This window comes from Microlunatus parietis (assembly GCF_013407955.1).
GTDB classification, from domain to species: Bacteria; Actinomycetota; Actinomycetes; order Propionibacteriales; family Propionibacteriaceae; genus Microlunatus; species Microlunatus parietis.
The window spans coordinates 75,397-97,256 of sequence record NZ_JACCBU010000001.1 but is presented as its reverse complement, the minus strand read 5'-3'; the positions used below and the strand labels follow the sequence as shown (position 1 = coordinate 97,256).

The following is a 21,860-nucleotide window of genomic DNA, read 5'->3' as shown; positions in this document are numbered from 1 at the left end:
AGGGCGGGCACGGCGGGCGGGGCTTCTCGATTCCTGATCTATTCTTCGGCCATGCGTGGATACGCGGGTGTCGTGGTGATCGCCGGCGACGGCGTCCTGATGATCCGGGAACCGGACTTCTTCACCCGCGAGCCGATCTGGTCGGTGCCGAGCGGGAAGATCGAGGCGGGGGAGTCGCCCGATCAGGCGGCGGTACGGGAGCTGGCCGAGGAGGCCGGCTGCCGGCTCGAGTGCACCGACCTGGAACTGATCGCGACGACGACCGTGGCCCACCGGGGCGAACAGCTGTCGACCAGCTGGACCTTCACGGCCGCGGTCGACCCGGGCACGGCCCTGCAGCCCGCGGACCCGGACGAGTTGATCTTGGAGGCTCGGTGGATTCCGCGGGACGAGGCGATGATCAGGTTGACTCGGCGGTCCTACGCTCCGCTGCGCGAGCCCGCGTTGCGTTATCTGCGGACGGGTGAACTCGGGCTGGCCTGGACGTTCGAGCTGATCGATCCGGCGGCCGCCATCCCGTCCTTCCGCTGGGCCGAACCGGAGCTGGCCGGATGACGCTCCATCTGATCTGCGGGCTGCCGGGAGCCGGGAAGACGACGCTGGCCAAGAAGCTGGCCGCGGTGACCGGGGCGGTGCGGCTCTGCCCGGACGAGTGGCTGGCCGACCTCGAGATCGACCTGTACGACGAGCCCGCCCGGGACCGGCTGGAACGACGGCTGGTCCGGCTGGCCACCGAGCTGCTGACCGCCGGGCTCAGCGTGATCTTGGAGTACGGGTTCTGGTCCCGGCTTGAGCGGGACCGGCTGCGCGACCTCGCCCGGGAGCTCGGCGTCCGGGTCGAACTGCACGCGATCGTGCTACCGGTCGACGAGCTGTGGTCGCGGATCGAGCGGCGCAACACCTCCGGCGAGTGGCGGGCGGCGCCGATCACGCGCGCGCACCTGGACGCGTGGGCCAGGTTGTTCGAGGCTCCGACCGCCGACGAGCTGGCCCTCTACGACGCACCGACACCTCACTGACCGCGTGCGGGGGCGGGTGCAATCATGGGCCGCATGACTGTGCCGGCGCACGACGGAACCCCTGACCGCGCCCTCCTCCCGACCGGTGCCAGAGCCCGGGCCCAGGTGGTCGTGGTACGGGCCATGAACCGGCGCGGCATCCGGTTGCTGCACGTGGCCGACCTGGTCCTGGTCTACGCCCTGCTGCTGTTGATCAGCGCCGGCATGGGCGTCCTGCGGCCCAACTTCAAGGCGTTCGCCCACTTCGACGAGTACGTCTGGAAGTACGCCCTGGTCGCCGTGATCAGCCTGGCCGTCTTCTCGATCGGCGGGCTCTACGACCGGGAACGACGGGTGGTGGTCCGGCCGGCGCTGCCGAGGATGGTGACCCTGGTCTGGACCGCGTCACTGATCGTCGGCCTGATCAGCTGGCTGCTCGGCGACTTCCTGATCCCGCGGAGTGTCCTGCTGGGGTACGCGATCATCGGCCCGATCGCCCTGTCCGCGACCCGGCGGATCTCCCGGTCGCTCCGGGAACGGATCGAGGGCCCGCCGCGGGTCCTGCTGGTCGGCTCGGCGGAGGCGACGGCGCTGGCCGAACGGCACCTGACCGAGGCGTCGGCCGTCGCGGTGGCCGGCCGGGTCGGCGGTGTCACCGGCCTGGAACGGCAGGTGATCGAGTACGCGGCGACCGACGTGCTGCTGCTGGACGGGGACGCGCTGCGCGACCTGTACGCGGATTCCCTGTCCCGGTTGGAGAACGACGGCGTCGAAGTCCTGCAGTTGGTCCGGCCGCACGACTCGCTGCTCGGGCTGCGGACGGTGGGGGAGATCGGCGGGATGCCGGTGGTGTCGCTGTCGGCGCACGTACTGACCCGGTCGCAGCAGCGGCTCAAACGCTGGATGGACGTGGTCGTCTTGTTGATCACCGCGCCGATCACGATCCCGCTGACGATCATGACGGCGATCCTGGTCGCAGTCCGGGCCGGCCGGCCGTTGCTGTTCATCCAGGACCGGGTCGGCCGTGGCGAGGCGTCCTTCCCGATGCTCAAGTTCCGCACCATGCGCCCCGACGCCGAAGCCGGCACCGGCCCGGTCCAGGCCGCGACGAACGACCCGCGGGTGATCAAGGGACTCGGCTGGCTGCGCAGCACCCGGCTGGACGAGCTGCCGCAGTTGATCAACGTCCTGTTCGGCCAGATGACGATCGTCGGGCCGCGGCCGGAGCGGCCGGAGGAGATGGAGGAGTACGAGCGGCTGATCCCCGGCTATCGCCGGCGGCACCAGATCGAGCCGGGCATCACCGGCCTGGCCCAGGTGTACGGCCGCTACCACACCCACCCGGAGTTCAAGCTGGGTCACGACCTGCAGTACCTGGCGAACTGGTCACCGATGGTCGACCTGCAGATCATGGTCCGGACCGCCTGGGTGATCTTGACCCGCCGCCTCTAGGCAGCCGAGCCCCAAGGGCGCGTCGTGGGCGAGCAGGGTCCGGAGTTCGCCGCGCGGATCGCCGACCACCTCGAGCCGGTCGCCGATGATCATGGTCTTCCGATCCTCGATCCGATACTGCGGCCAGTCCGGGCCGTCCGGCAGCACGGGTCGGCCGGTCGCCGCGAAGGATGTCCAGGCCGCCGACAGCGCGTCGGCCAGCCACTCGGGCGGCTTCGGCCCCAGCACCTCGGTGACCTGAGGATGATCTTGGTGCCGGAACAGGAACGAGACCTCGCCACCGTGCACGGCGCCGACCCGCGGCCGCGCCTCCCGCGGCTCCCAGCGGAACAGGTAGCCGTACGTGGCCCCGGTCGCCAAGGAACGGGCGGCCAGCAGCCGGTTGGACGGTTGCCGATAAGTCCGGTCGGTCAGATAGCCGCCGACGACCTCGGCCTGGCTGGCGCCCGGCGCCGCAACCTCGAAGGCCTTCCGGTAGTCGGCCGCGAGTCCCGGCCGGTCGGGGAAGTCATCGGCGATCAAGTCCTCCAGCCGCTCGGGCAGCGCCGCGACCTCGGCGTCGGACCACGCCAGCGGTACGCCGAGCCCGGCGAACTCGTGCTCGTTGGTGCCGACCATCACGTCGACACCGGCGTTCGTCCCGCCCGCCCACCGACCGGTACGGCAGCGTGGTCAGCAGCCGGCCGTCGATCGTCGGCTGGAACGCGAACACGGGCGCCAGCCGCCCCTCACTGCGCCGCTCGATCAGTCGGGTCTGCGCCCGCACGATCGTCTCGACCGGCAGCTCCAGCAACCGCTCCGCCTCGGCTTCCGGAAGGCCGAGCAGGTCCAGCAGTTCGGCGGTCCGCTCGAGCCCGAACGACGGCGGCTGGGCCCGTTCGGCCGTACCGCTCTGCACGATCGCCCGCCGGAACAGCCCCTCGGTGGCCGGCATCCCGAGCAGGGTCGAGACCGCCGCACCGCCCGCGGACTGGCCGAACACGGTGACCCGGTCCGGGTCGCCGCCCAGCTCGAGAGCATGATCACGAATCCAGCGCAGCCCGGTGATCAGATCGAGCAGCGCCAGGTTCGGCGAGTCCCGGAACTCCTGCCCCAGCAGGTGTTCCAGGGACAGGAAGCCGAGCGCGCCGAGCCGGTAGCCGACACTGATCACGATCACCCCGTGCCGCGCCGCCAGCCTGTCGCCCGCCGTGATCGGGTCGGTGGCCGATCCGCCGACGTACCCGCCGCCGTGGATCCAGACCATGATCGGCAACCCGGCGGCACCGACCGGCCGCCACACGTTCAGCGCCAGACAGTCCTCGCTGCCGACCACCCCATCGTCGCCGACCTGAGGTGCCGCCGGCGCGCCCGCCCGAGCCTCCCGGATCCCGGTCCAGGGCGGCACGTCTACGCCGAGCCGGAACCGCTCCGCCACCGCGTACGGCACCCCGAGGAACTCCTCGATCTCACCGTCCGCGGTGTCCCGTCGTACCCCGCTCACGATGCCGGCCGACGTCACCACTTCAAGCCCCATGTCCCCATCCTTGCGCGATCCGCGGGGTGACCTGGGACTAGTCTTTACCTTCGGCCGCAGCCCAAGGCCGATCAACACCGAAAGGAACACCGTGTCTACCACGTCGACCACGAGCCCCGGCAGCAGCGAGTCCCGGGTGGTCGACGGCACGACTACCGGTCTCGACCTGTACGGCGACGACCGGACCATCGTCGCGGTCCGGGTGGACGGCGAGACGTGGGACCTGCACCGGGAGCTCCCGGCCGGGGCGTCGGTCGAGCCGGTCATGATCGACTCCGAGGAGGGCCTGGCGATCCTGCGGCACTCGGCGGCCCACGTCGCGGCTCAGGCGGTCCAGGCGCTGCACGCCGACGCCAAGCTCGGCATCGGCCCGCCGATCACGGACGGGTTCTACTACGACTTCGACGTCGCGGAGCCGTTCACGCCGGAGGATCTGAAGGCCATCGAGAAGCAGATGACCAAGATCATCAAGGAGCGGCAGCGGTTCCGTCGCCGCCCGGTCAGCGACGACGAGGCCAGGGCGGAGCTGGCCGCGGAGCCGTACAAGCTGGAGTTGATCAGCGACAAGGGCGGAGCCACCGCCGACGACGGGGCCAGCGTCGAGGTCGGCGCGGGCGAACTGACCATCTACGACAACCTGCGCCGCGACGACTCGGTCGCCTGGAAGGACCTGTGCCGCGGCCCGCACGTGCCGCACACCGGCTACATCCCGGCCTACGCGCTGATGCGGACGTCGGCCGCGTACTGGCGCGGCAACCAGGCAAATCAATCCCTGCAACGGCTGTACGGCACCGCGTGGCCGAGCCGGGACGACCTGAAGGCGTACCAGACCCGGCTGGAGGAGGCCGCCAAGCGCGACCACCGCAAGCTGGGCCGGGAGCTGGACCTGTTCTCGTTCCCGGACGAGATCGGCTCCGGCCTCGCCGTGTTCCACCCCAAGGGCGGCATCCTGCGCACGGTGATGGAGGACTACTCCCGGAAGCGCCACCTCGAGGCCGGGTACGACTTCGTCAACACGCCGCACGTCACCAAGGCGGAACTGTTCGACATCTCCGGCCACCTCGGCTTCTACGCCGACGGCATGTTCCCGCCGATGCACCTGGACGAGGAACTCCATGAGGACGGCACGGTCAAGCGGCAGGGCCAGGACTACTACCTGAAGCCGATGAACTGCCCGATGCACTGCTTGATCTTCCGCTCCCGCGGCCGGTCCTACCGGGAGCTGCCGCTGCGGATGTTCGAGTTCGGCAGCGTCTACCGCTACGAGATGTCCGGGGTGGTGCACGGCCTGACCCGGGTCCGCGGGATGACCCAGGACGACGCGCACATCTACTGCACCGAGGACCAGGCGCAGGACGAGCTGATCTCGCTGTTGAAGTTCGTCCTCGAACTGCTCGCCGACTACGGCCTGGACGACTACTACCTCGAGCTGTCCACCCGGGACCCGGAGAAATCGATCGGCAGCGACGAGGACTGGGACCGGGCCACCGAGATGCTGCGCAAGGCCGCCGAGGCGTCCGGGCTCGACCTGGTGCTCGATCCGGGCGGCGCGGCGTTCTACGCGCCGAAGATCTCGGTCCAGACCCGGGACGCCATCGGCCGTACCTGGCAGATGTCGACGATCCAGGTCGACCTGATGCTGCCGGACCGGTTCGGGCTGGAGATCACCGCGCCGGACGGCACCCGGCAGCGGCCGATGATGATCCACCGGGCCCTGTTCGGTTCGATCGAGCGGTTCATCGGTGTCCTGACCGAGCACTACGCCGGCGCCTTCCCACCCTGGCTGTCGCCGGTCCAGGTGATCGGCATCCCGGTCGCCGACGAGTACAACGACTACCTGGGCCGGATCGCCGGCAAGCTCCGTGCGCAGGGCGTACGGGTCGAGGTGGACACCTCGGACGACCGGATGCAGAAGAAGATCCGCAACGCCAGCAAGGAGAAGGTGCCCTACGTGCTGATCGCGGGCGGGGAGGACGCCGCCGCCGACGCGGTCTCGTTCCGCTACCGGGACGGCACCCAGAAGAACGGGGTACCGATCGACGACGCGGTGGCCGAGATCGTCACCGCGATCGCCGAACGCCGCCAGGTGTAGGAGGGTGGCGTACGACGCGCACTGAGCCTGTCGAAGTGCCAAGTCACATCGGGCCTGCCCTTCGACAGGCTCAGGGAACGAGTCGGGCCGGACGATAGGGAGGGACCGAGTGGAGCAGGCCGAGGAGCTGCCCGGCGTGCCGGACGCGTTCCAGCGGCTCTGGACGCCGCACCGGATGGTCTACATCCGCGGCGAGAACAGGCCTGAGTCGGACACCGCGCCGGCCTGCCCGTTCTGCCGGATCCCGTCGCGGACCGACGCCGACGGGCTGATCGTGCACCGCGGCGAGCACGCCTACGTGGTGCTCAACCTCTATCCGTACTCGCCGGGGCATCTGCTCGTCTGCCCGTACCGGCACATCGCCGACTACACCGACCTGACCGCCGACGAGGGACGTGAGTTGACCGAGCTGACCCAGGACGCGATGCGGGCCCTGCGCTCCGCGAGCAGCCCGGACGGGTTCAACCTGGGCGTCAACCAGGGTTCGATCGCCGGCGCCGGGATCGCCGCCCACCTGCACCAGCACGTGGTGCCGCGCTGGGCCGGCGACGCGAACTTCCTGCCCGTGGTCGGCCAGACCAAGGCCCTGCCGCAACTCCTCGGCGACACCCGGGAACTCGTCAGCCAGGCCTGGCGCGAGCTTCGGACCACCACGAGCCCGGACTGATCACGCCGTGCTGGAACGATTTCGCGGGCTCGCCGCTGCCGCCCTCACCCCGGCGGCACGGTTCCTGCTGCGGATCGGCGCCACCCCGGACCTGATCACCTGCATCGGCACCCTCGGGGTGCTGCTCGGCGCGTTGATCTTCTTCCCCAACGGCTGGTTCCTGCCCGGCGTGATCATCGTCACCTTCTTCGTCCTGTTCGACATGCTGGACGGCCAGATGGCCAAGATCAGCGGCCGGACCACCCGCTGGGGCGCGTTCCTCGACTCGAGCCTGGACCGGATCGGCGACGGCGCCGTCTTCGGCGGCGTGGTGCTCTATTTCGTCGGCCGTGATCAACCGTTGATCTGGCCGGTGATCGCGGTCTGGGCCCTGGTGGCCGGCCAGTTGACCTCCTACGTCAAGGCCAGGGCGGAGAGCCTCGGCTTCAGCGCACCGGGCGGTCTGGCGGCGCGCGCGGACCGGCTGCTGGTGATCTTGATCGCGTTGTTCCTGGCCGGCTTCGGGATTCCGTACGTGCTCGAGGTCGGGCTCACCGTGCTCGCCGTGATCAACACCGTCACCGTGGTGCAGCGGATGCTGCTGGTCCGCAACCAGGCCCGGCAGGACGGCGATCTTGATCAGCGGAATGATCATGATCCATCCTCAGGTGGGGAGCCGGATGCGCCGACGTCCTGACCGGTCGATGGTGGACAGCCTGCTTCGCGGTGTGTACGCCCTCGGCTGGCGGGTCGCGGCCCGGATCCCGGACCGCGTCGCCGAGGTGATCATCGCGGCCGGGGCCAGGCTGGCCACGGCGGCGGGTTCCGCGGCACTGGCCACCTGGCGGCACAATGTCACCGTGCTGACGAGCCGCCCCTGCCCGGACGACCTGGTGCGCCGTGGCGTCGCCTCCTACCTGCGCAACTTCCACCAGGTGCTCGCCCTGGCCCGCTGGAGCCGCGCCGAGATCGATCGCCGAGTGGTGCTGATCAACGACGCCGCGCTGCGGGCCGCGCTGGACGCCGACGGCGCGGTGGTGGTGCTGCCGCACAGCGGCAACTGGGACCTGGCCGGCGCCTGGGCCTGCCTCAACCTGCGGCCGGTCAGCACGGTCGCCGAGGAGCTGGGGGAGGGCGAGTTCGCCGCCTTCGTGAAGTTCCGCGAGGGCCTCGGCATGGAGGTCATCGCGCACACCGACCCGAACGCCCTGTCGACGTTGATCGCCGCGGTGAAGGCGGGCCGGCTGGTCTGCCTGATCGGCGACCGGGACCTGGCCGGGAGCGGCGTCGAGGTCACCTGGCGGCTGCCGTACGGGAAGACGGCGACGACCAGGATGCCCGCCGGGCCAGCGGTGGTGGCCCGCCGGACCGGCGCCGCCCTGATTCCGGCCGTGACCCGGTTCGCCGGCCGCGGCCTGGAGGTCGTGCTCGGCGATCCGGTGGAGCACCGGCCCGGCCGCGACGGGTTGGTGGCGATGACCCAGCAGGTCTGCGACTTCTTCGCCGCCGAACTGCCCCAGCAGCCCGAGGACTGGCACCTGTTCCAGCCCTTCTTCCCGGCCGAGGCGGCTGCGTGAGCCACGGCACTCCGAGGATCGGCCTGGTCTGTCCCTATTCCTTCGACCAGCCCGGCGGTGTGCAGAACCACGTCGTCGGACTGGCCGGCTTCCTGGCCCGCAACGGGTACCGGCCGAGCATCCTCGGGCCCGGCCGGCCGGACGCGCTGATCGCGTCCAGCCTGGCCGAGGCCGGGCTGCCGCCCGAGACGTTCACCTCGGCCGGTCCGGCGGTGCCGGTCCCGTACAACGGCTCGGTGGCCCGGGTGAACTTCGGCCCGTTCAGCGCGGCCCGGGTCCGCGGCTGGCTCCGCGACGGCCGGTTCGACCTGCTGCACCTGCACGAGCCGATCACCCCGAGCGTTTCGATGCTGGCCCTGTGGGCCGGTTCGGTGCCGGTGGTGGCGACCTTCCACACCGCGACCCCGCGGTCCCGCTCGATGCGGATCGCCGGCGGCCTGCTGCGCGGCTCGATCGGCAAGATCAACACCGGCATCGCGGTCTCCGAGTCGGCCCGCGAGGTGGTCGTCCGCTACCTGGGCCGGGACGCCGTCGTCGTACCCAACGGGTTCAGTCACGCCGAGTTCACCGCCGACCTCGGCCGGACCCCGACCCGGACCGGCGCCTGGCGCGGCGGCGACCGGCCGCGGCTCGCGTTCCTGGGCCGGCTGGACGAGCCGCGCAAGGGCCTCGACGTGCTGCTCGCCGCGCTGCCCAAGATCAGATCCGGGGCCCGGGAGCTCGGCATCGGCGAACTGGAAGTGGTGATCGCCGGCCAGGGCGACCGCGGACTGCCCCGGGACTGCCGCGGCGTCGGCATGATCAGCAACGCCGAACGAGCGCGGCTGCTCGGCACCACCGACGTGTTCGTCGCGCCGCACCGGGCCCGGGAGAGCTTCGGCATCGTGCTGCTGGAGGCGATGGCCAGCGGGGCGCCGATCGTGGCCTCCGACCTGCCCGCCTTCGTCGATCTGCTCCGCGACGGCGACAGCGACCAGCTCGGCGCGCTGTTCCCGGCCGGCGACCCGGAGCGGCTGGCGGCCGCCGTGATCGCGACCCTGGCCGACCGCTCGGCGGTACGGCAGCGCGCCGGCCGGGCCCGCGCCGCGAGCCGCGGCTACGACTGGGCCATGGTCGGCCCGCGGCTGGCCGACATCTACCAGAGCACCCTGGCCGGTGAGCGGATCCCCAGCCTGACCGGCTGACGCCGCGGTGCCGTTCCGGGGTCGACCCAACCAACTGGCGACCAACTAGCGGGGCCCACAGCGGCAGGGCGGTTCGGTCCGCCGCGACAGCTCCGGCACGACCTGGTCGGCCTGGGCCACCGGTGCCGGCGGTTGCGGTGCGGGAGGATCAACGGGCATCAGCAGGGCGACCACGGTCGCCGGGTAGGCCAGGACCTTGATCAACGCGCTCATGGCCGTCACCGTGTGAACACCACGTCGTCTTCACCCTCCCGCTCCCGCGACCCTCGCCGGTCTCGGGGATTCTCTCGCTCGAGCGCGCCGGGCGTAAAGCCCGGACCCTCCGAGCCGGTCGTCAGGATCGCCCGTGACCGGGTACTAACCTGGTGCGATGCCGTCGCCCGGAACCGAACCACGGGGCGGTCGGGCGCCCAAGCCACGACCGTCGCAAGCGATCGTGCCGCCGCACGCGCGCCGTTATGTTCAGGATCCCAGGGCGAGCATGGACCTGCTGCTGCAGATCGTCAAGGAACCCGTCGACCCCGGTTACGCCGAAGCGGCGGCCGCCGGCCGCACGGACCGGCCGCGCTGGCGGCTCGGCTTTGCCGTAGTCGCGATCTTGATCGGGATCATGGTCAGCGTCTCGGTGGTGAAGAACTCCCAGGCCGCGCCGGAGATCGCCGACGAGCGCCGCGAGTTGATCACCCGGATCGCCCAGGCCGAGGCCGAGCAAGATCAACTCCGGGCGCGGGCCGACGCTCTGGACGCCGAGATCGAAGGCCTGCGGGCGAGTGTGCTCGGCGGTGACGCCGAGGCCAAGGAACTGGAGCGGCGGATTGCCCTGGCCGACGCGGCCAACGGCGCCGCGCCGGTGACCGGGCCCGGCCTGACCGTCGTGGTCGACGACGCGCCGGGCGACAGCGAGGACTCCCGCGACCGGGTGCTCGACCTGGACCTGCAGATCCTGGTCAACGGACTCTGGCAGGTCGGCGCGGAGGCGGTTGCGGTGAACGGGCACCGGCTGTCGGCGCTGACCTCGATCCGCGGGGCCGGCGAGGCGATCACCGTCGACTACCGGTCGATCACGAGGCCGTACCGGGTGGAGGCGATCACCGATCCCGAGGTCTCCCAGCAACGCTTCGTGCAGACCCACGCCGGCGTCTGGTGGAACGAACTGGCGAAGAGCCGTGGAATGCGGTACGAACTGAGCACCGTGAAGGAGATCACCATGGACGCCGACCCCGGCATCAACCTGCGTCACGCACGGGGGACCGGATGATCCCGGTCATCGGCCTGCTGCTCGGCATCATCGCCGGCCTGCTGCTGGAGCCGACCCTGCCGCAGGTGCTGCAGCCGTACCTGCCGATCGCGATCGTCGCCGCGATGGACGCGATCTTCGGAGCGTTCCGGGCCTATCTGGACGGCACGTTCACCGACCGGGTGTTCGTCGTCTCGTTCATCTCGAACGTCCTGATTGCCGCGTTGATCGTCTTCGTCGGCGACCAGATCGGCGTCGGCTCCCAGCTGTCGACGGCGGTCGTCGTCGTGCTCGGCATCCGCATCTTCACCAACGCTGCGGCGATCCGGCGGGCGCTGCTCCATGCCTGAGTCGAAGAGCCGAGGCCCGGAGGAGCCGGACGAGGCTCCGGTGCCGAAGCGCTCCCGACCCGCCGAACCGGAGGAGGCGCCGCTGCGCCGGCTCGGCAGGGCCATGATCAGACCGGGCAAGGCGCAGTTGATCGCGGCCGTGATGCTGTTCCTGGTCGGGCTCGGCGCGGTGATGCAGATCCGGGCCAACTCGGCCGACGACACGTACCGCAACCTGAACCGCGAGCAGCTGTTCATCCTGCTCGACGGACTGGGCCAGAAGTCCAAGCAGTACGAGGCCGAGATCGCCGACCTGGAACAGAAGAAGAAGGACCTGGCGTCCGGCGCCGACAGCTCCAAGAAGGCGCGGGAACAGCTGGAGCAGAACCTCGAGAAGGCCTCGATCCTGGCCGGCACCATCCCGGCGCAGGGCCCCGGCATCCGGATGACGATCGAGGACCCGCAGAACAAGGTGGACGGCGACGTCCTGCTCAGCGCGATCGAGGAGCTGCGAGACGCCGGCGCCGAGGTGATCGAGATCAACAACTCGATCCGTGTGGTCGCGTCGACCTGGTTCGCCGGCGGCGGCGACCAGCTCGTCGCGGACGGCCGGCCGATCAGCCGGCCGATCACGATCAGCGTCATCGGCGACCCGCACAGCCTCGAGGAGGCGTCCCGGTTCCGCGGCGGGATCGTGAGCGAGATCACCGGCCCCCAGATCGGCGGCACGGTGGAGATCTCGCAGCTGAGCAGGCTGGTGATCAGTTCCTTGCATCGGGCCGAACCGAATCAGTACGCTCGCCCCGCGTCGAGTCCGCCGACCCCACGCTGATCATCCCGCGCACGAGCCCGTACCGGCCCGCGGGCCACCACCCGAGAACCACCAAAGGAGTGCGGAATGCCCACCTTCCCGGAGGACCTGAAGTACAGCACCGAACACGAGTGGGTGCGCACCGGCAACTCGTCGACGGTCCGGGTCGGGATCACCGATTACGCCGCCGAGCAGTTGGGCGACATCGTCTATGTCTCGCTGCCCGAGGTCGGCGCGACGGTCGCCGCCGGTGACGCGTGCGGCGAACTGGACTCGACCAAGAGCGTGTCCGATGTCTTCGCGCCGGTCAGCGGCGTGGTCAGCGCGGTGAACCAGTCCCTGGACGGCGCCCCGGAGCTGCTCAACTCGGACCCGTACGGCGACGGGTGGCTGTTCGAGGTCGAGGTCGAGTCCGACAACGAACTGGACGACCTGCTCGACGCGGACGGTTACGCCGAGTTGACCGAACAAGGCAACCAGTAGCTCATCGCCTGCCGAAACGGTTCGCCGACGGGCCGGGGAACGGAGTTGTTTCCGGGGCGTCGTGCCCTAAACTCTCCATGAATCCTTGAGCACTCTCAGGGGAAGACCGAGCCGATTGAGGTTTCATGCCGTACTGCACCAACTGTGGCCACGACAACCCCGAGGGGAGCAACTTCTGTGGCCAGTGCGGTACCCCGCTCACGTCGGTGACCGCACCCGTCGTCGACCGTACGTCGGCCTCGGACACCACGAAGACGATGCCGGCCGCGATCGACGACCGCGACGGCGAGTCGCTCACCGCTGAGGACGAGGCCGCCGTCAAGGCGCTGCCGCGCGGTTCGGCCCTGCTCGTCGTCCGGCGCGGCTCCAACGCGGGCAGCCGGTACCTGCTGAACACCGACGTGGTGACCGCCGGCCGGCACCAGGATTCCGACATCTTCCTCGACGACATCTCCGTCTCCCGCCGGCACGCCGAGTTCACCCGGTCCGCCGAGGGCATCACGATCAAGGATCTGGGCAGCCTGAACGGGACCTACGTCAACCGCGAACTGGTCGAGCAGCGGCTGCTGGCCCAGGGCGACGAGGTGCAGATCGGCAAGTTCCGTCTGGTCTTCTTCACGGGGCAGGACACGGCCTAGGCCGTACGGGATCGATGGCGGACCAACCGCAGCCCGCGAGAACTCCGGACCACGTCTCCCCGGTGAGGGGTGGCGGGTCGGGAGGCCAGCGACTCCGCAGCATCGGGCAGGCCTTGAACGCGCTTCGCCCGGAATTCCCCGACATCTCGATCTCCAAGATCCGGTTCCTGGAGAGCGAGGGCCTGATCGCGCCGGTCCGGTCGCCGTCGTCGGGTTACCGGCGCTACTCCGAGTCCGACATCGAGCGGCTGCGCTACATCCTGTCCGTGCAGCGGGACCACTACCTGCCGCTGAAGGTGATCCGGGAGCACCTGGAGAAGCTCGACCAGGGCGAGCCGCCGCCGTCCGTACCGACGCTGGCCGAGCCCGCCCCGGGCGACTCGAAGCAGACGCCGAACGCGAACCCGGCCGGCGTGAACAACGCCGCCGCGCAGCAGCAACAACAGCAACGGCAGTCGATCCGGCTGACCCGGTCCCAGCTGCTCGAGGCCAGCGGCCTGTCCGAGCCGGCCCTGACCGAGCTGGAGCGGATGCTCATCGTGCAACCGCGGCGGGGCACCGCGCACTACGGCCGGGACGCACTGACAATCGCGATCGCGGCCCGTCGGATGTCGGAGTTCGGGATCGACACCCGGCACCTGCGGGCGTTCAAGATGTCGGTCGACCGCGAGGTCGGCCTGGTCGAGCAGGCGATCGCGCCGCACGTCCGGCGGGGCGGCGGGAACAACGAGGTGTCGAAGGAGATCACCCAGCTCGTGATCAGCTTCCACGCGGCACTGGTCCGAACCGCGATGGAACAGCGCTGACACGCATCCGTGGACGGCCCCCGAACCTTTGGGCGGACAGCCGAGAGAAGTAGTGTGGAGTTATGCGTGAACTCGAGGTCGTCGGCGTCCGGGTGGAGATGCCGTCGAATCAGCCGATCCTCCTGCTCCGAGAGGTCGGCGGGACCCGTGCGCTGCCGATCTTCATCGGTGCGAGCGAGGCCTCGGCGATCGCCAGCGCCCAGGAAGGGCTGGAGCCGCCGCGGCCGATGACGCACGACCTGATGGTGAACGTGCTGGAGGCGTTGAACCACCGGCTCACCGAGGTCCAGATCACCGAGGTCGACGACGGGACGTACTACGCGGTCCTGCTGATCGACGGCGTCGAGATCAGCGCCCGGCCGTCCGACTCGGTCGCTCTCGCGGTACGGATCGGCTGCGACATCTACTGCGCCGAGGAGGTCCTCGACGAGGCCGGGATCGAATGGCCGGAGGCCGAGGAGGACGAGGTGGAGAAGTTCCGCGAGTTCCTCGACCAGGTCAATCCGGACGACTTCGTCACCGGAGAGGGCCCCAAGCAGCCCTGATCCCGCCGGGCCGGGTTTCCGCGGTCCGGCCGATGAGTTTCCGGTGCGTGCGGGGTCTGCCTTCTGGACGAAGTCCCGTTCACCAGGAGGCACGCCATGTCCGGCAGCAAGCTCGTCGTCGCCCAGAACATCACCGCCAACGGAGTCATCGAGTTCGTCGAGCCCTGGTTCGATCCGGGCGAGCAGGACGACACCGACGACCTGGTCGCGGTCATGCAGGACCACATGCGGCGCGAGGAGGCGCTGCTGCTGGGTCGGCAGACGTTCGAGGACTTCCGCGGCTACTGGCCGCACCAGACCGCCGACAGCACCGGCATCACCGAGCACCTGAACCGCGTGCCGAAGTACGTCGTGTCCTCGACCCTGACCGATCCCGCCTGGGAGCACAGCACGGTCCTGTCCGGGCCGCTGACGGAGCAGGTGGCCGCGCTCAAGGCCGGGGGTTCGGGCGGGGACCTGGGCGTCACCGGCAGCATCAGCGTGGTCCACGAACTCATCCGCGCCGACCTGGTCGACGAGTACCGGCTGTTCGTCTTTCCGGTGATCACCAGCCGGGGCCGGACGCTGGTGCCCGACGGTGTGACCCTCCGCAACCTGACCCTGGCCGAGGCCGTACCGTTCAGATCGGGCGTCGTCCTGCAGGTCTACACCACGCGTTGAGGACAGCCCGCCGAGAACTCTCAGGCTGGTCTTGAGAGCTGGTCCGCATTCGGCCCGCCTATCGGCGTGTCGTTGACCCTCGGCGGAAGCGGCCCGTAAATTCATCTGAGTAATGCCATGCCTGGGATTCGTCCCGGGCCCGCCCGACTTCCCCAAGCTGACTGGCATCCGGAGGCAGACGTGAGCACAACCGAGCAGCATCAGGCACCAGGAAACGATGCCGAGCCGCGTCCCGGCGAGCTGCAGGAACTGCTGTTCGACGGCGACTTCTCGCCGATGCCGGCCGACCTCGGGTTCCGCGGCCCGGTGGCCTGCAACGCCGCCGGCATCACCTACCGGCAGCTCGACTACTGGGCCCGTACCGGCCTGGTTACCCCGGAGATCCGCGGCGCCAAGGGCTCCGGCAGCCAGCGGCTGTACAGCTTCCGGGACATCCTGATCCTCAAGGTGATCAAGAGGCTGCTCGACGCCGGCATCTCGCTGAACCAGATCCGCACCGCGATCGAGCACCTGCGGGCCCGCGGCGTCGAGGACCTGACCGAGGTCACCCTGATGAGCGACGGCGTCAGCGTCTTCGAGTGCACCTCCGACGACGAGGTGATCGACCTGCTGCGCGGCGGCCAGGGCGTCTTCGGCATCGCCCTCGGCGGCGTCTGGCGCGACATCGAAGGCACCCTCTCCGCTCTCCCGGCCGAGCGCGCCGAGGAGGAGGTCGCGGCACCGACCGTCGACGACGAACTCTCCCGCCGTCGCCGCGCCCGCGCCGTCAGCTGACCGACCCGTACCGAACTCCAAGACGCGACCGGGATCTCCGGTCGCGTTTTGCATGCCCTGACCTGGGTCCGGGTTCATGGAGCAGGCCGGAGCGGGCCGCCCTCGATCCTGCTCCGCGCCTCCTCGTACGCCAGCTTCGGCGGAACGTACTCGACGAACCAGTCGGCCCCGGCCGAGCGGAGACCGGCCAGATAGCGCAGGTCGGCCGCCCGGTCGTCGGCCCGCTGCCGCCCGCCGACCGCGATCGTGAAGCCGGGCTTGCCCAGCGCCTCGGCGTCGGAGCGGAGTGCGGCGACGTCGGCCGGGGTCACGTCCTCCCAGCCGGAGCCGGGCGGGACGCGGTAGAGGCACGAGCCGTCCCAGCGCAGCGCGCGGGCCCGCGGCCCGCGCCGGGTGATCGCGCCACCGACCCAGATCGGGATCCGCGGCCGCTGCACCGGCGGCGGCCGGAGCGCCGGGCCGTCGGCGCCGTCCGACCAGAGCCGGTCGATCCGGTCCAGATCGCGGTCCAGCTGCTGCGCCCGTTCCTTCGCCGCCGGCGCCGGCTCCACCAGGGTGGCGTCGAAGTCGTTGTCGGCGCCGATCCCGACGCTCAGCACGGCCCGGCCGCCGGACAGGTGGTCGAGCGTCGTCGCCTGACCCGCCACGGTCGCCGCCCGGCGCCAGGGCAGCGGCGTCACCATCGTGCCCAGGGTCACTCGCTCGGTCGCCTGGGCGACCAGGGCCAGGGTCAGCCAGACGTCATGACAGCCCAGGTCGTCGTAGAAGACCAGATAGTCCTCGCAGAAGACCCCGTCCCAACCGCTCCGCTCGGCCAGCGCCGCCAGCTCGGCGATCCGGCCCGGTTGCCCCCACGGCCCGGCCGGTGAGATCGCGAGCCCGTACCTCATCGTGTCGGTCATGCCAGCATCAGAGCATCCGGCACTGACAGCCGCCCGCGGAACGGCTCAGAGCCTGACCTGGAGCAGGTTCCGGCCGGTGATCGTGTAGAGACTGCTGTTGTCCTCGTCGAAGCCGAGCATCGGGAAGCTGGTCGGATCCGTGGCCAGCCCGTCGACGACGACCTCCGCCTCGAGGGTGGTCCGGGCGACCCGGAGCAGCCGCTGGTGACTGACGGCGTACAACCGGTCCCGCGCGGCCACCAGGTCGACCCGGCCGGTGCCGAGGGTGGCCCGCCGGAGCACCTTCTGGGTGCGCACGTCGAGGGCGAAGATCACGCCGGCGTTCGTGGTGCCGTACAGCACGTCACCGACGACCAGCAGGTGCGGGATCGCCACGGCGCCGGGCACCGGCACCACCGTGCCGACCACCTTCCGGGAAGCCAGGTCGAAGATCGCCACCGTCGCCGAGCCGGCGGCCGTCGGGCGCTCGCTGCCGGCGAAGGCGAGCCCCAGTCCACCGTGCGCGGCGGTGCCGACGATCGGGTGTCCGTCGACGATGTTGCGATGGACATCCAGCCGGCCCGACCTGAGGTCGAAGATCGACAACGCGCCGCCGATCTTGCCGTAGTCGGGGCTCGAGCCGATCAGGATCAGTCCCCGGCGGGGCTCGACGGTGAGGTCGTTGGGCCGGTTCTGTCCGTTGCCGATTGCCGCAAGAGTCCGGAATTCTCGGGTGGCCGGGTCGAGCCGGACCAGGGTCGCGGACGGATACATCGCCAGGTAGAGGTGCCGGCCGTGCGCCTGGATCGACTTGGCCTCGCCGCTGAGCTTGAGCCGCCGGGTGGCGCCGGGTTCGGCCAGGTCGTGCACCTCGATGCCACCGTGGCCGCCGACGTAGACCCAGTCGCCGCCTCGCCCGCAGATCGACTGCGGCAACTCGGGTGCCGGCGGCATCCCGGCCGCCCGGAAGTCGAACTCGGCCAGCTGCTTCGTCGCGAGGTCGTACGTCCACAGGGTGGCCGTGTTGCCGAACATCGCGACCGTGTCGCCGCGGACGTGCAGCGAGGCGGCGAAGCCGCCGACCAGCTGCTGGGTCAGTTGGGCCAGTTCGCCGCTGGCCACGGTCAGTCGCCACAGTCCCGTGCCGGCGGCGAAGAACACCTCGTCGGCGGTCCGGGCGGCGAGCTTGCCGATCGTGATCACGCCCTCGGGATGGACGACCCGGCAGTCGGCCGGGTCATTCTTGGCGATGATCGCGAGTTTGCCGTTGCCGTGGGTGCCGGCGATCACGTGGGTCTCGGTCTGGGTCAGCTGATAGACGAAGGACTCGCCCGCGAACTCGGCGGGGGTCAGGTCGCGGCGCTCGCCGGTGGCCCGGTCGATCGCGATCAGGCCGGCGCGGTTGCCGACGCCGGCGTACACGGTGGTGTCGTCGGCGACGATGCTCCGGACGTACGTCTGGCCGGTCTTGGCGACGCCGAGATCGCGCAGCGCCCCGGTCGCCGGGTCGTACTCCCAGACCTTGCCGTCCGGATAGGTGCCCAGGAAGAGCTTCCCGTCGGAGGTCTTGCTGATGTCCCAGATGTACGTCGCGCCGGGCAGCGAGTGCAGCCGGGTCAGCTCCCCGGACGCGGTGTCCCAGCGGTACAGGTCGGCCACCGTGTGCGTCCCGATGTAGATCAGGTCGCCGTCGGTGACGCTGGCCCAGGCGCCGCCGCCGGTGGGCAGGTCGGCGAGGGCGGCGAGTCGGGTGACGCCAGCGTCGAAGAGGCCGACCCGTGCCGGCTGCAGCAGATGGGACACGATGTAGGGCCGGTCACCGACGAAACCGCCGCTCAGCGTGTTGCAGGCCATCGAGGCCGGGCCCAGGTCCACCGTCGCCTGGGCGGTCTCGGCGCTGGCGGGCAGCGCGCCGCCCAGCAACCCGCCGCCGAGAACGGGTGCGGTGACGGCGGCGGTTCGAAGCAGGGTACGGCGGTCCATGCGGGGCTCCTCTGCGGCACGTACTCTGTGCGAACGTGGGACTTTCGCCTGTCCGGAACCTAGGTACCAGCGTGTCCGTATGTCAACGTCGCTGTCCGGCTGGTGATCGGCCTGTCCGTTCGCCGATCCCGGACCGGGAGCGTTAGGCTGGGCCCTGCCGCAACAGCAGTGCGGGAGAGTCCGTCGGGATCAAGGCCGGCCCGGCGGCGCCGAAGGGGCAACCTCCCCGGAACCTCTCAGGCACCCAGACCGCACTGTGCTGGCAACTCTGGAGCCGGAGGGGCGACAGAGGGGGAGTGCACCGGACGAGTCCGGGCACCACCCGACGGAAGAGAGCCCCATCCATGGCCGTCATGACTGATCACAGCACCGTCGCCGGCACGGGCGACCCGGACCGCCCGTTCCGGGACCGGCACATCGGGCCGGACCAGGCGGAGAGCGCGGTGATGCTCGCCGCGATCGGGCAGCCCAGCCTGGACGCCCTGGTCGCCGCGTCGCTGCCGGAGTCGATCCGGGAGCGCGCGCCGCTGGACCTCCCGCCGGCCCTCAGCGAGGCCGAGGTTGCGGTACGACTGCGTACCCTCGCCGAGCAGAACCAGCCGCTCACGGCCATGATCGGCTTGGGCTACCACGGCACCGTGACCCCGCCGGTGATCCGGCGCAACGTGCTCGAGGATCCGGCCTGGTACACCGCCTACACGCCCTACCAGCCGGAGATCAGCCAGGGCCGGCTGGAGGCCTTGATCAACTTCCAGACCGCGGTGGCCGACCTGACCGGGCTGGCGACCGCCGGGGCCAGCCTGCTGGACGAGGGCACCGCCGTCGCCGAGGCGATCACGCTGGCCCGTCGCACCAATCGGTCCGGCTCCGTGGTGATCTTGGACGCGGACACCCTGCCGCAGACGATCGCCGTGGTCCGGACCCGGGCCGAGGCGGCCGGCCTGGACGTCGTCGTGGCCGAAGCTGATCTTGCTGCGGCGATCGCGGCGCACGACCCGTTCGCTGTGGTGGTGCAGACGCCGGGGGCCTCGGGACGGCTTGCGGACACCGAGGAACTGCGGGCGCTGGCCGACGCCGCGCATGCCGCGGGGGCGCAGGTGATCGCCGCCTGCGACCTGCTCGCGCTGACCTTGATCACGCCGCCCGGCGAGTGGGGTGCCGACATCGCGGTCGGCTCCAGCCAGCGGTTCGGCGTTCCGTTGTTCTACGGCGGCCCGCACGCCGGGTTCATGGCGGTCCGGTCCGGGTTGGAACGGCAGCTGCCCGGGCGGCTGGTCGGACTCTCCAAGGACACCGCCGGTACGTCCGCGTACCGCCTCGCGCTGCAGACCCGGGAGCAGCACATCCGCCGCGAGAAGGCCACCTCCAACATCTGCACCGCGCAGGTGCTGCTGGCCGTCGTGGCCGGGATGTACGCCGTCTACCACGGTCCGGACGGCCTGCGGTCGATCGCCGGCACCGTGCACCGCAACGCCGCCGCGCTGGCCGACGACCTCGGCCGGGCCGGCTTCGAGGTGGTGCACCGGTCGTTCTTCGACACGGTCCTGGTCCGGGTGCCCGGCCATGCCGCCCGCGTGGTCGAGGCGGCCCGCCGGCACGGTGTGCACCTGCGGCTGGTCGACCATGATCAGGTCGGGATCTCGGTCGGCGAGGACGCCGACACCGGCGCCCTGCGGGCCGTCCGGACGGCGTTCGGGCTCGACAACGCGCCGGGTCAGACCGGGCCGGACCGGCTGGCCGGCAGCCACCGGACCAGCGACTTCCTGACCCACCCGGTGTTCCACAGCTCGCACAGCGAGACCGGGATGCTGCGCTACCTGCGGGCGCTGTCGGACCGGGACTTCGCGCTGGACCGGGGCATGATCCCGCTCGGCTCTTGCACGATGAAGCTCAACGCGACGGCCGAGATGGAGCCGATCTCGCTGCCCGGGTTCGCGAACCTGCACCCGTTCGCGCCGGTCGCCGACGCGCAGGGCTACGCGACCATGATCAACGAGCTGGAGACCTGGCTCGCCGAGATCACCGGCTATGCGAAGGTCTCGGTCCAGCCGAACGCCGGCAGCCAGGGCGAGCTGGCCGGGCTGCTCACCATCCGGGCCTACCACGATGCCCGCGGTGATCATGATCGCCGGGTCTGCCTGATCCCGTCCTCGGCACACGGCACCAACGCCGCTTCGGCCGCGATGGCCGGGATGAAGGTGGTCGTCGTCGGCGCCACCACGGACGGCTCGGTGGACCTGAACGACCTGCGGACCAAGATCGACAAGCACCGTGATCAACTCGCGGCGATCATGGTCACCTACCCGTCCACGCACGGCGTCTTCGAGGAGGGCATCGCCGAGCTGTGCGCGCTGGTGCACGACGCCGGCGGCCAGGTGTACGTCGACGGCGCCAACCTCAACGCCCTGCTCGGGCTCGCTCGGCCGGGCCGGTTCGGTGCCGACGTGAGTCATCTCAACCTGCACAAGACGTTCTGCATCCCACACGGCGGCGGCGGTCCGGGCGTCGGGCCGATCGGCGTCGGTGCCCACCTGGTCCCGTACCTGCCGACCCATCCCTTGTCCGAGGTCGGCGGTGATCATGGCATCGGCCCGATATCCGCCGCCCCGTACGGCTCGGCCGGGATCCTGCCGATCAGCTACGCCTACATCGCCATGATGGGCGCCGACGGCCTGACCTCGGCCACCCAGCATGCGCTGCTGGCGGCCAACTACGTGGCGGCCCGGCTCCATGATCATTACCCGGTGCTCTACACCGGCCGCGGCGGGCTGGTCGCGCACGAGTGCATCATCGACCTGCGGCCGCTGACCAAGGCGAGCAAGATCACCGTCGACGACGTGGCGAAGCGCCTGATCGACTACGGCTTCCACGCGCCGACGATGAGCTTCCCGGTCGCCGGCACCCTGATGGTCGAGCCGACCGAGTCGGAGGACCTGGCCGAACTGGACCGGTTCTGCCAGGCCATGATCGACATCCGGGCCGAGATCGCCCGGGTCGAGGCGGGGGAGTGGCCGGCCGACGACAACCCGCTGGTGAACGCCCCGCACACCCAGGGCGCGGTGATCGACGACGAGTGGACGCATCCGTACTCGCGGAAGACCGCGGCGTTCCCGGCCGGGCTGCACGGCGGCCCGATCGGCGGCGGCGGCCGGGACAAGTACTGGCCGCCGGTCGGCCGGATCGACGGCGGCTACGGCGACCGGAACCTGGTCTGCTCCTGCCCGCCGCCGGAGGCGTACGAGGACTGA

23 protein-coding genes and 1 riboswitch are annotated in these 21,860 nt (G+C 70.6%); of the genes, 18 read left to right on the top strand and 5 right to left on the bottom strand.

Translation table 11 applies throughout. The features are described from left to right. The first annotated feature begins 51 nt into the window (after positions 1 to 51). From BKA15_RS00475 to BKA15_RS00465, 3 genes are read left to right on the top strand one after another with little or no spacing between them, the layout of a single operon-like run. Positions 52 to 555, top strand: coding sequence for an NUDIX hydrolase (locus tag BKA15_RS00475; RefSeq protein ID WP_179747650.1), 504 nt, complete (start codon positions 52 to 54; stop codon positions 553 to 555). Continuing rightward, the gene (locus BKA15_RS00470; RefSeq protein ID WP_179747649.1) at positions 552 to 1,019 is read left to right on the top strand and encodes a P-loop nucleotide/nucleoside kinase family protein; all 468 of its coding nucleotides are present in this window, start codon (positions 552 to 554) and stop codon (positions 1,017 to 1,019) included. The genes BKA15_RS00475 and BKA15_RS00470 overlap by 4 nt, the downstream gene beginning before the upstream one ends. 33 nt (positions 1,020 to 1,052) lie before the next feature. Continuing rightward, positions 1,053 to 2,450: an exopolysaccharide biosynthesis polyprenyl glycosylphosphotransferase gene (locus BKA15_RS00465; protein WP_179747648.1), complete on the top strand. Its 1,398-nt coding sequence runs from the start codon at positions 1,053 to 1,055 to the stop codon at positions 2,448 to 2,450. Here BKA15_RS00465 and BKA15_RS36185 read toward each other — a convergent pair. Together BKA15_RS36185 and BKA15_RS36180 are read right to left on the bottom strand one after the other, a co-directional pair. Then, the gene (locus BKA15_RS36185; RefSeq protein WP_179747647.1) at positions 2,385 to 3,068 is read right to left on the bottom strand and encodes a carboxylesterase family protein; all 684 of its coding nucleotides are present in this window, start codon (positions 3,066 to 3,068) and stop codon (positions 2,385 to 2,387) included. The two genes, BKA15_RS00465 and BKA15_RS36185, sit on opposite strands and share 66 nt — an antisense overlap. Continuing rightward, complete coding sequence (locus BKA15_RS36180) at positions 2,959 to 3,966, bottom strand: carboxylesterase family protein (protein ID WP_179747646.1); 1,008 nt, start codon at positions 3,964 to 3,966, stop codon at positions 2,959 to 2,961. The genes BKA15_RS36185 and BKA15_RS36180 overlap by 110 nt, the downstream gene beginning before the upstream one ends. A gap of 91 nt (positions 3,967 to 4,057) precedes the next feature. Here BKA15_RS36180 and thrS point away from each other — a divergent pair, with 91 nt between their 5' ends. From thrS to BKA15_RS00430, 5 genes are all read left to right on the top strand, one after another. Then, the gene (gene thrS, locus BKA15_RS00450) at positions 4,058 to 6,058 is read left to right on the top strand and encodes a threonine--tRNA ligase (protein ID WP_312878777.1); all 2,001 of its coding nucleotides are present in this window, start codon (positions 4,058 to 4,060) and stop codon (positions 6,056 to 6,058) included. A 94-nt stretch (positions 6,059 to 6,152) separates the two neighbouring features. Continuing rightward, positions 6,153 to 6,725 carry an HIT family protein gene (locus tag BKA15_RS00445; protein ID WP_312879658.1) on the top strand — a complete coding sequence of 191 codons (573 nt, stop codon included), beginning with the start codon at positions 6,153 to 6,155 and terminating at the stop codon, positions 6,723 to 6,725. A 7-nt stretch (positions 6,726 to 6,732) separates the two neighbouring features. Beyond that, a complete protein-coding gene (gene pgsA / locus BKA15_RS00440) occupies positions 6,733 to 7,401 on the top strand; it encodes a phosphatidylinositol phosphate synthase (RefSeq protein WP_179747644.1) in 669 nt (222 codons plus the stop codon). Next, complete coding sequence (locus BKA15_RS00435) at positions 7,385 to 8,281, top strand: phosphatidylinositol mannoside acyltransferase (protein ID WP_179747643.1); 897 nt, start codon at positions 7,385 to 7,387, stop codon at positions 8,279 to 8,281. Before pgsA ends, BKA15_RS00435 begins: the two co-directional genes overlap by 17 nt. Further along, positions 8,278 to 9,465 (top strand): glycosyltransferase family 4 protein, encoded by a 1,188-nt coding sequence (locus tag BKA15_RS00430; RefSeq protein ID WP_179747642.1) that lies wholly within the window; start codon positions 8,278 to 8,280, stop codon positions 9,463 to 9,465. The genes BKA15_RS00435 and BKA15_RS00430 overlap by 4 nt, the downstream gene beginning before the upstream one ends. A gap of 45 nt (positions 9,466 to 9,510) precedes the next feature. Here the strand turns inward: BKA15_RS00430 and BKA15_RS00425 are convergent, their stop codons facing one another. Beyond that, complete coding sequence (locus BKA15_RS00425; protein WP_179747641.1) at positions 9,511 to 9,678, bottom strand: hypothetical protein; 168 nt, start codon at positions 9,676 to 9,678, stop codon at positions 9,511 to 9,513. A 268-nt stretch (positions 9,679 to 9,946) separates the two neighbouring features. On the opposite strand from BKA15_RS00425, the gene BKA15_RS00420 reads away from it, so the two are divergent. From BKA15_RS00420 to BKA15_RS00380, 9 genes are all read left to right on the top strand, one after another. Further along, positions 9,947 to 10,723, top strand: a complete 777-nt coding sequence (locus BKA15_RS00420; protein ID WP_179747640.1) for a DUF881 domain-containing protein — start codon at positions 9,947 to 9,949, stop codon at positions 10,721 to 10,723. Then, a complete protein-coding gene (locus tag BKA15_RS00415) occupies positions 10,720 to 11,052 on the top strand; it encodes a small basic family protein (RefSeq protein ID WP_179747639.1) in 333 nt (110 codons plus the stop codon). Before BKA15_RS00420 ends, BKA15_RS00415 begins: the two co-directional genes overlap by 4 nt. After that, on the top strand, positions 11,045 to 11,863 hold the full coding sequence (locus BKA15_RS00410) for a DUF881 domain-containing protein (protein ID WP_179747638.1): 819 nt from the start codon (positions 11,045 to 11,047) through the stop codon (positions 11,861 to 11,863). Before BKA15_RS00415 ends, BKA15_RS00410 begins: the two co-directional genes overlap by 8 nt. Before the next feature lie 66 nt (positions 11,864 to 11,929). Next, positions 11,930 to 12,325, top strand: coding sequence for a glycine cleavage system protein GcvH (gcvH, locus tag BKA15_RS00405; protein ID WP_179747637.1), 396 nt, complete (start codon positions 11,930 to 11,932; stop codon positions 12,323 to 12,325). A gap of 125 nt (positions 12,326 to 12,450) precedes the next feature. Next, positions 12,451 to 12,963 carry a double zinc ribbon and FHA domain-containing protein gene (locus BKA15_RS00400; RefSeq protein ID WP_179747636.1) on the top strand — a complete coding sequence of 171 codons (513 nt, stop codon included), beginning with the start codon at positions 12,451 to 12,453 and terminating at the stop codon, positions 12,961 to 12,963. 62 nt (positions 12,964 to 13,025) lie between these two features. After that, positions 13,026 to 13,769 (top strand): transcriptional regulator FtsR, encoded by a 744-nt coding sequence (gene ftsR, locus BKA15_RS00395; protein ID WP_446685535.1) that lies wholly within the window; start codon positions 13,026 to 13,028, stop codon positions 13,767 to 13,769. A 62-nt stretch (positions 13,770 to 13,831) separates the two neighbouring features. Beyond that, entirely contained in the window at positions 13,832 to 14,314 is a 483-nt protein-coding gene (locus BKA15_RS00390) for a bifunctional nuclease family protein (RefSeq protein ID WP_152363846.1), read from the top strand. Positions 14,315 to 14,410: 96 nt separating this feature from the next. Further along, a complete protein-coding gene (locus BKA15_RS00385) occupies positions 14,411 to 14,974 on the top strand; it encodes a dihydrofolate reductase family protein (protein WP_179747634.1) in 564 nt (187 codons plus the stop codon). A 240-nt stretch (positions 14,975 to 15,214) separates the two neighbouring features. Further along, positions 15,215 to 15,748 carry a MerR family transcriptional regulator gene (locus BKA15_RS00380; RefSeq protein ID WP_218871700.1) on the top strand — a complete coding sequence of 178 codons (534 nt, stop codon included), beginning with the start codon at positions 15,215 to 15,217 and terminating at the stop codon, positions 15,746 to 15,748. A 74-nt stretch (positions 15,749 to 15,822) separates the two neighbouring features. Here the strand turns inward: BKA15_RS00380 and BKA15_RS00375 are convergent, their stop codons facing one another. Beyond that, a complete protein-coding gene (locus tag BKA15_RS00375; protein ID WP_179747632.1) occupies positions 15,823 to 16,650 on the bottom strand; it encodes an LLM class flavin-dependent oxidoreductase in 828 nt (275 codons plus the stop codon). A 45-nt stretch (positions 16,651 to 16,695) separates the two neighbouring features. Beyond that, entirely contained in the window at positions 16,696 to 18,612 is a 1,917-nt protein-coding gene (locus tag BKA15_RS00370; RefSeq protein WP_179747631.1) for a YncE family protein, read from the bottom strand. A gap of 161 nt (positions 18,613 to 18,773) precedes the next feature. Further along, a riboswitch (glycine riboswitch) is annotated at positions 18,774 to 18,874 on the top strand. A gap of 91 nt (positions 18,875 to 18,965) precedes the next feature. On the opposite strand from BKA15_RS00370, the gene gcvP reads away from it, so the two are divergent. Next, entirely contained in the window at positions 18,966 to 21,860 is a 2,895-nt protein-coding gene (gcvP, locus tag BKA15_RS00365) for an aminomethyl-transferring glycine dehydrogenase (RefSeq protein WP_179747630.1), read from the top strand.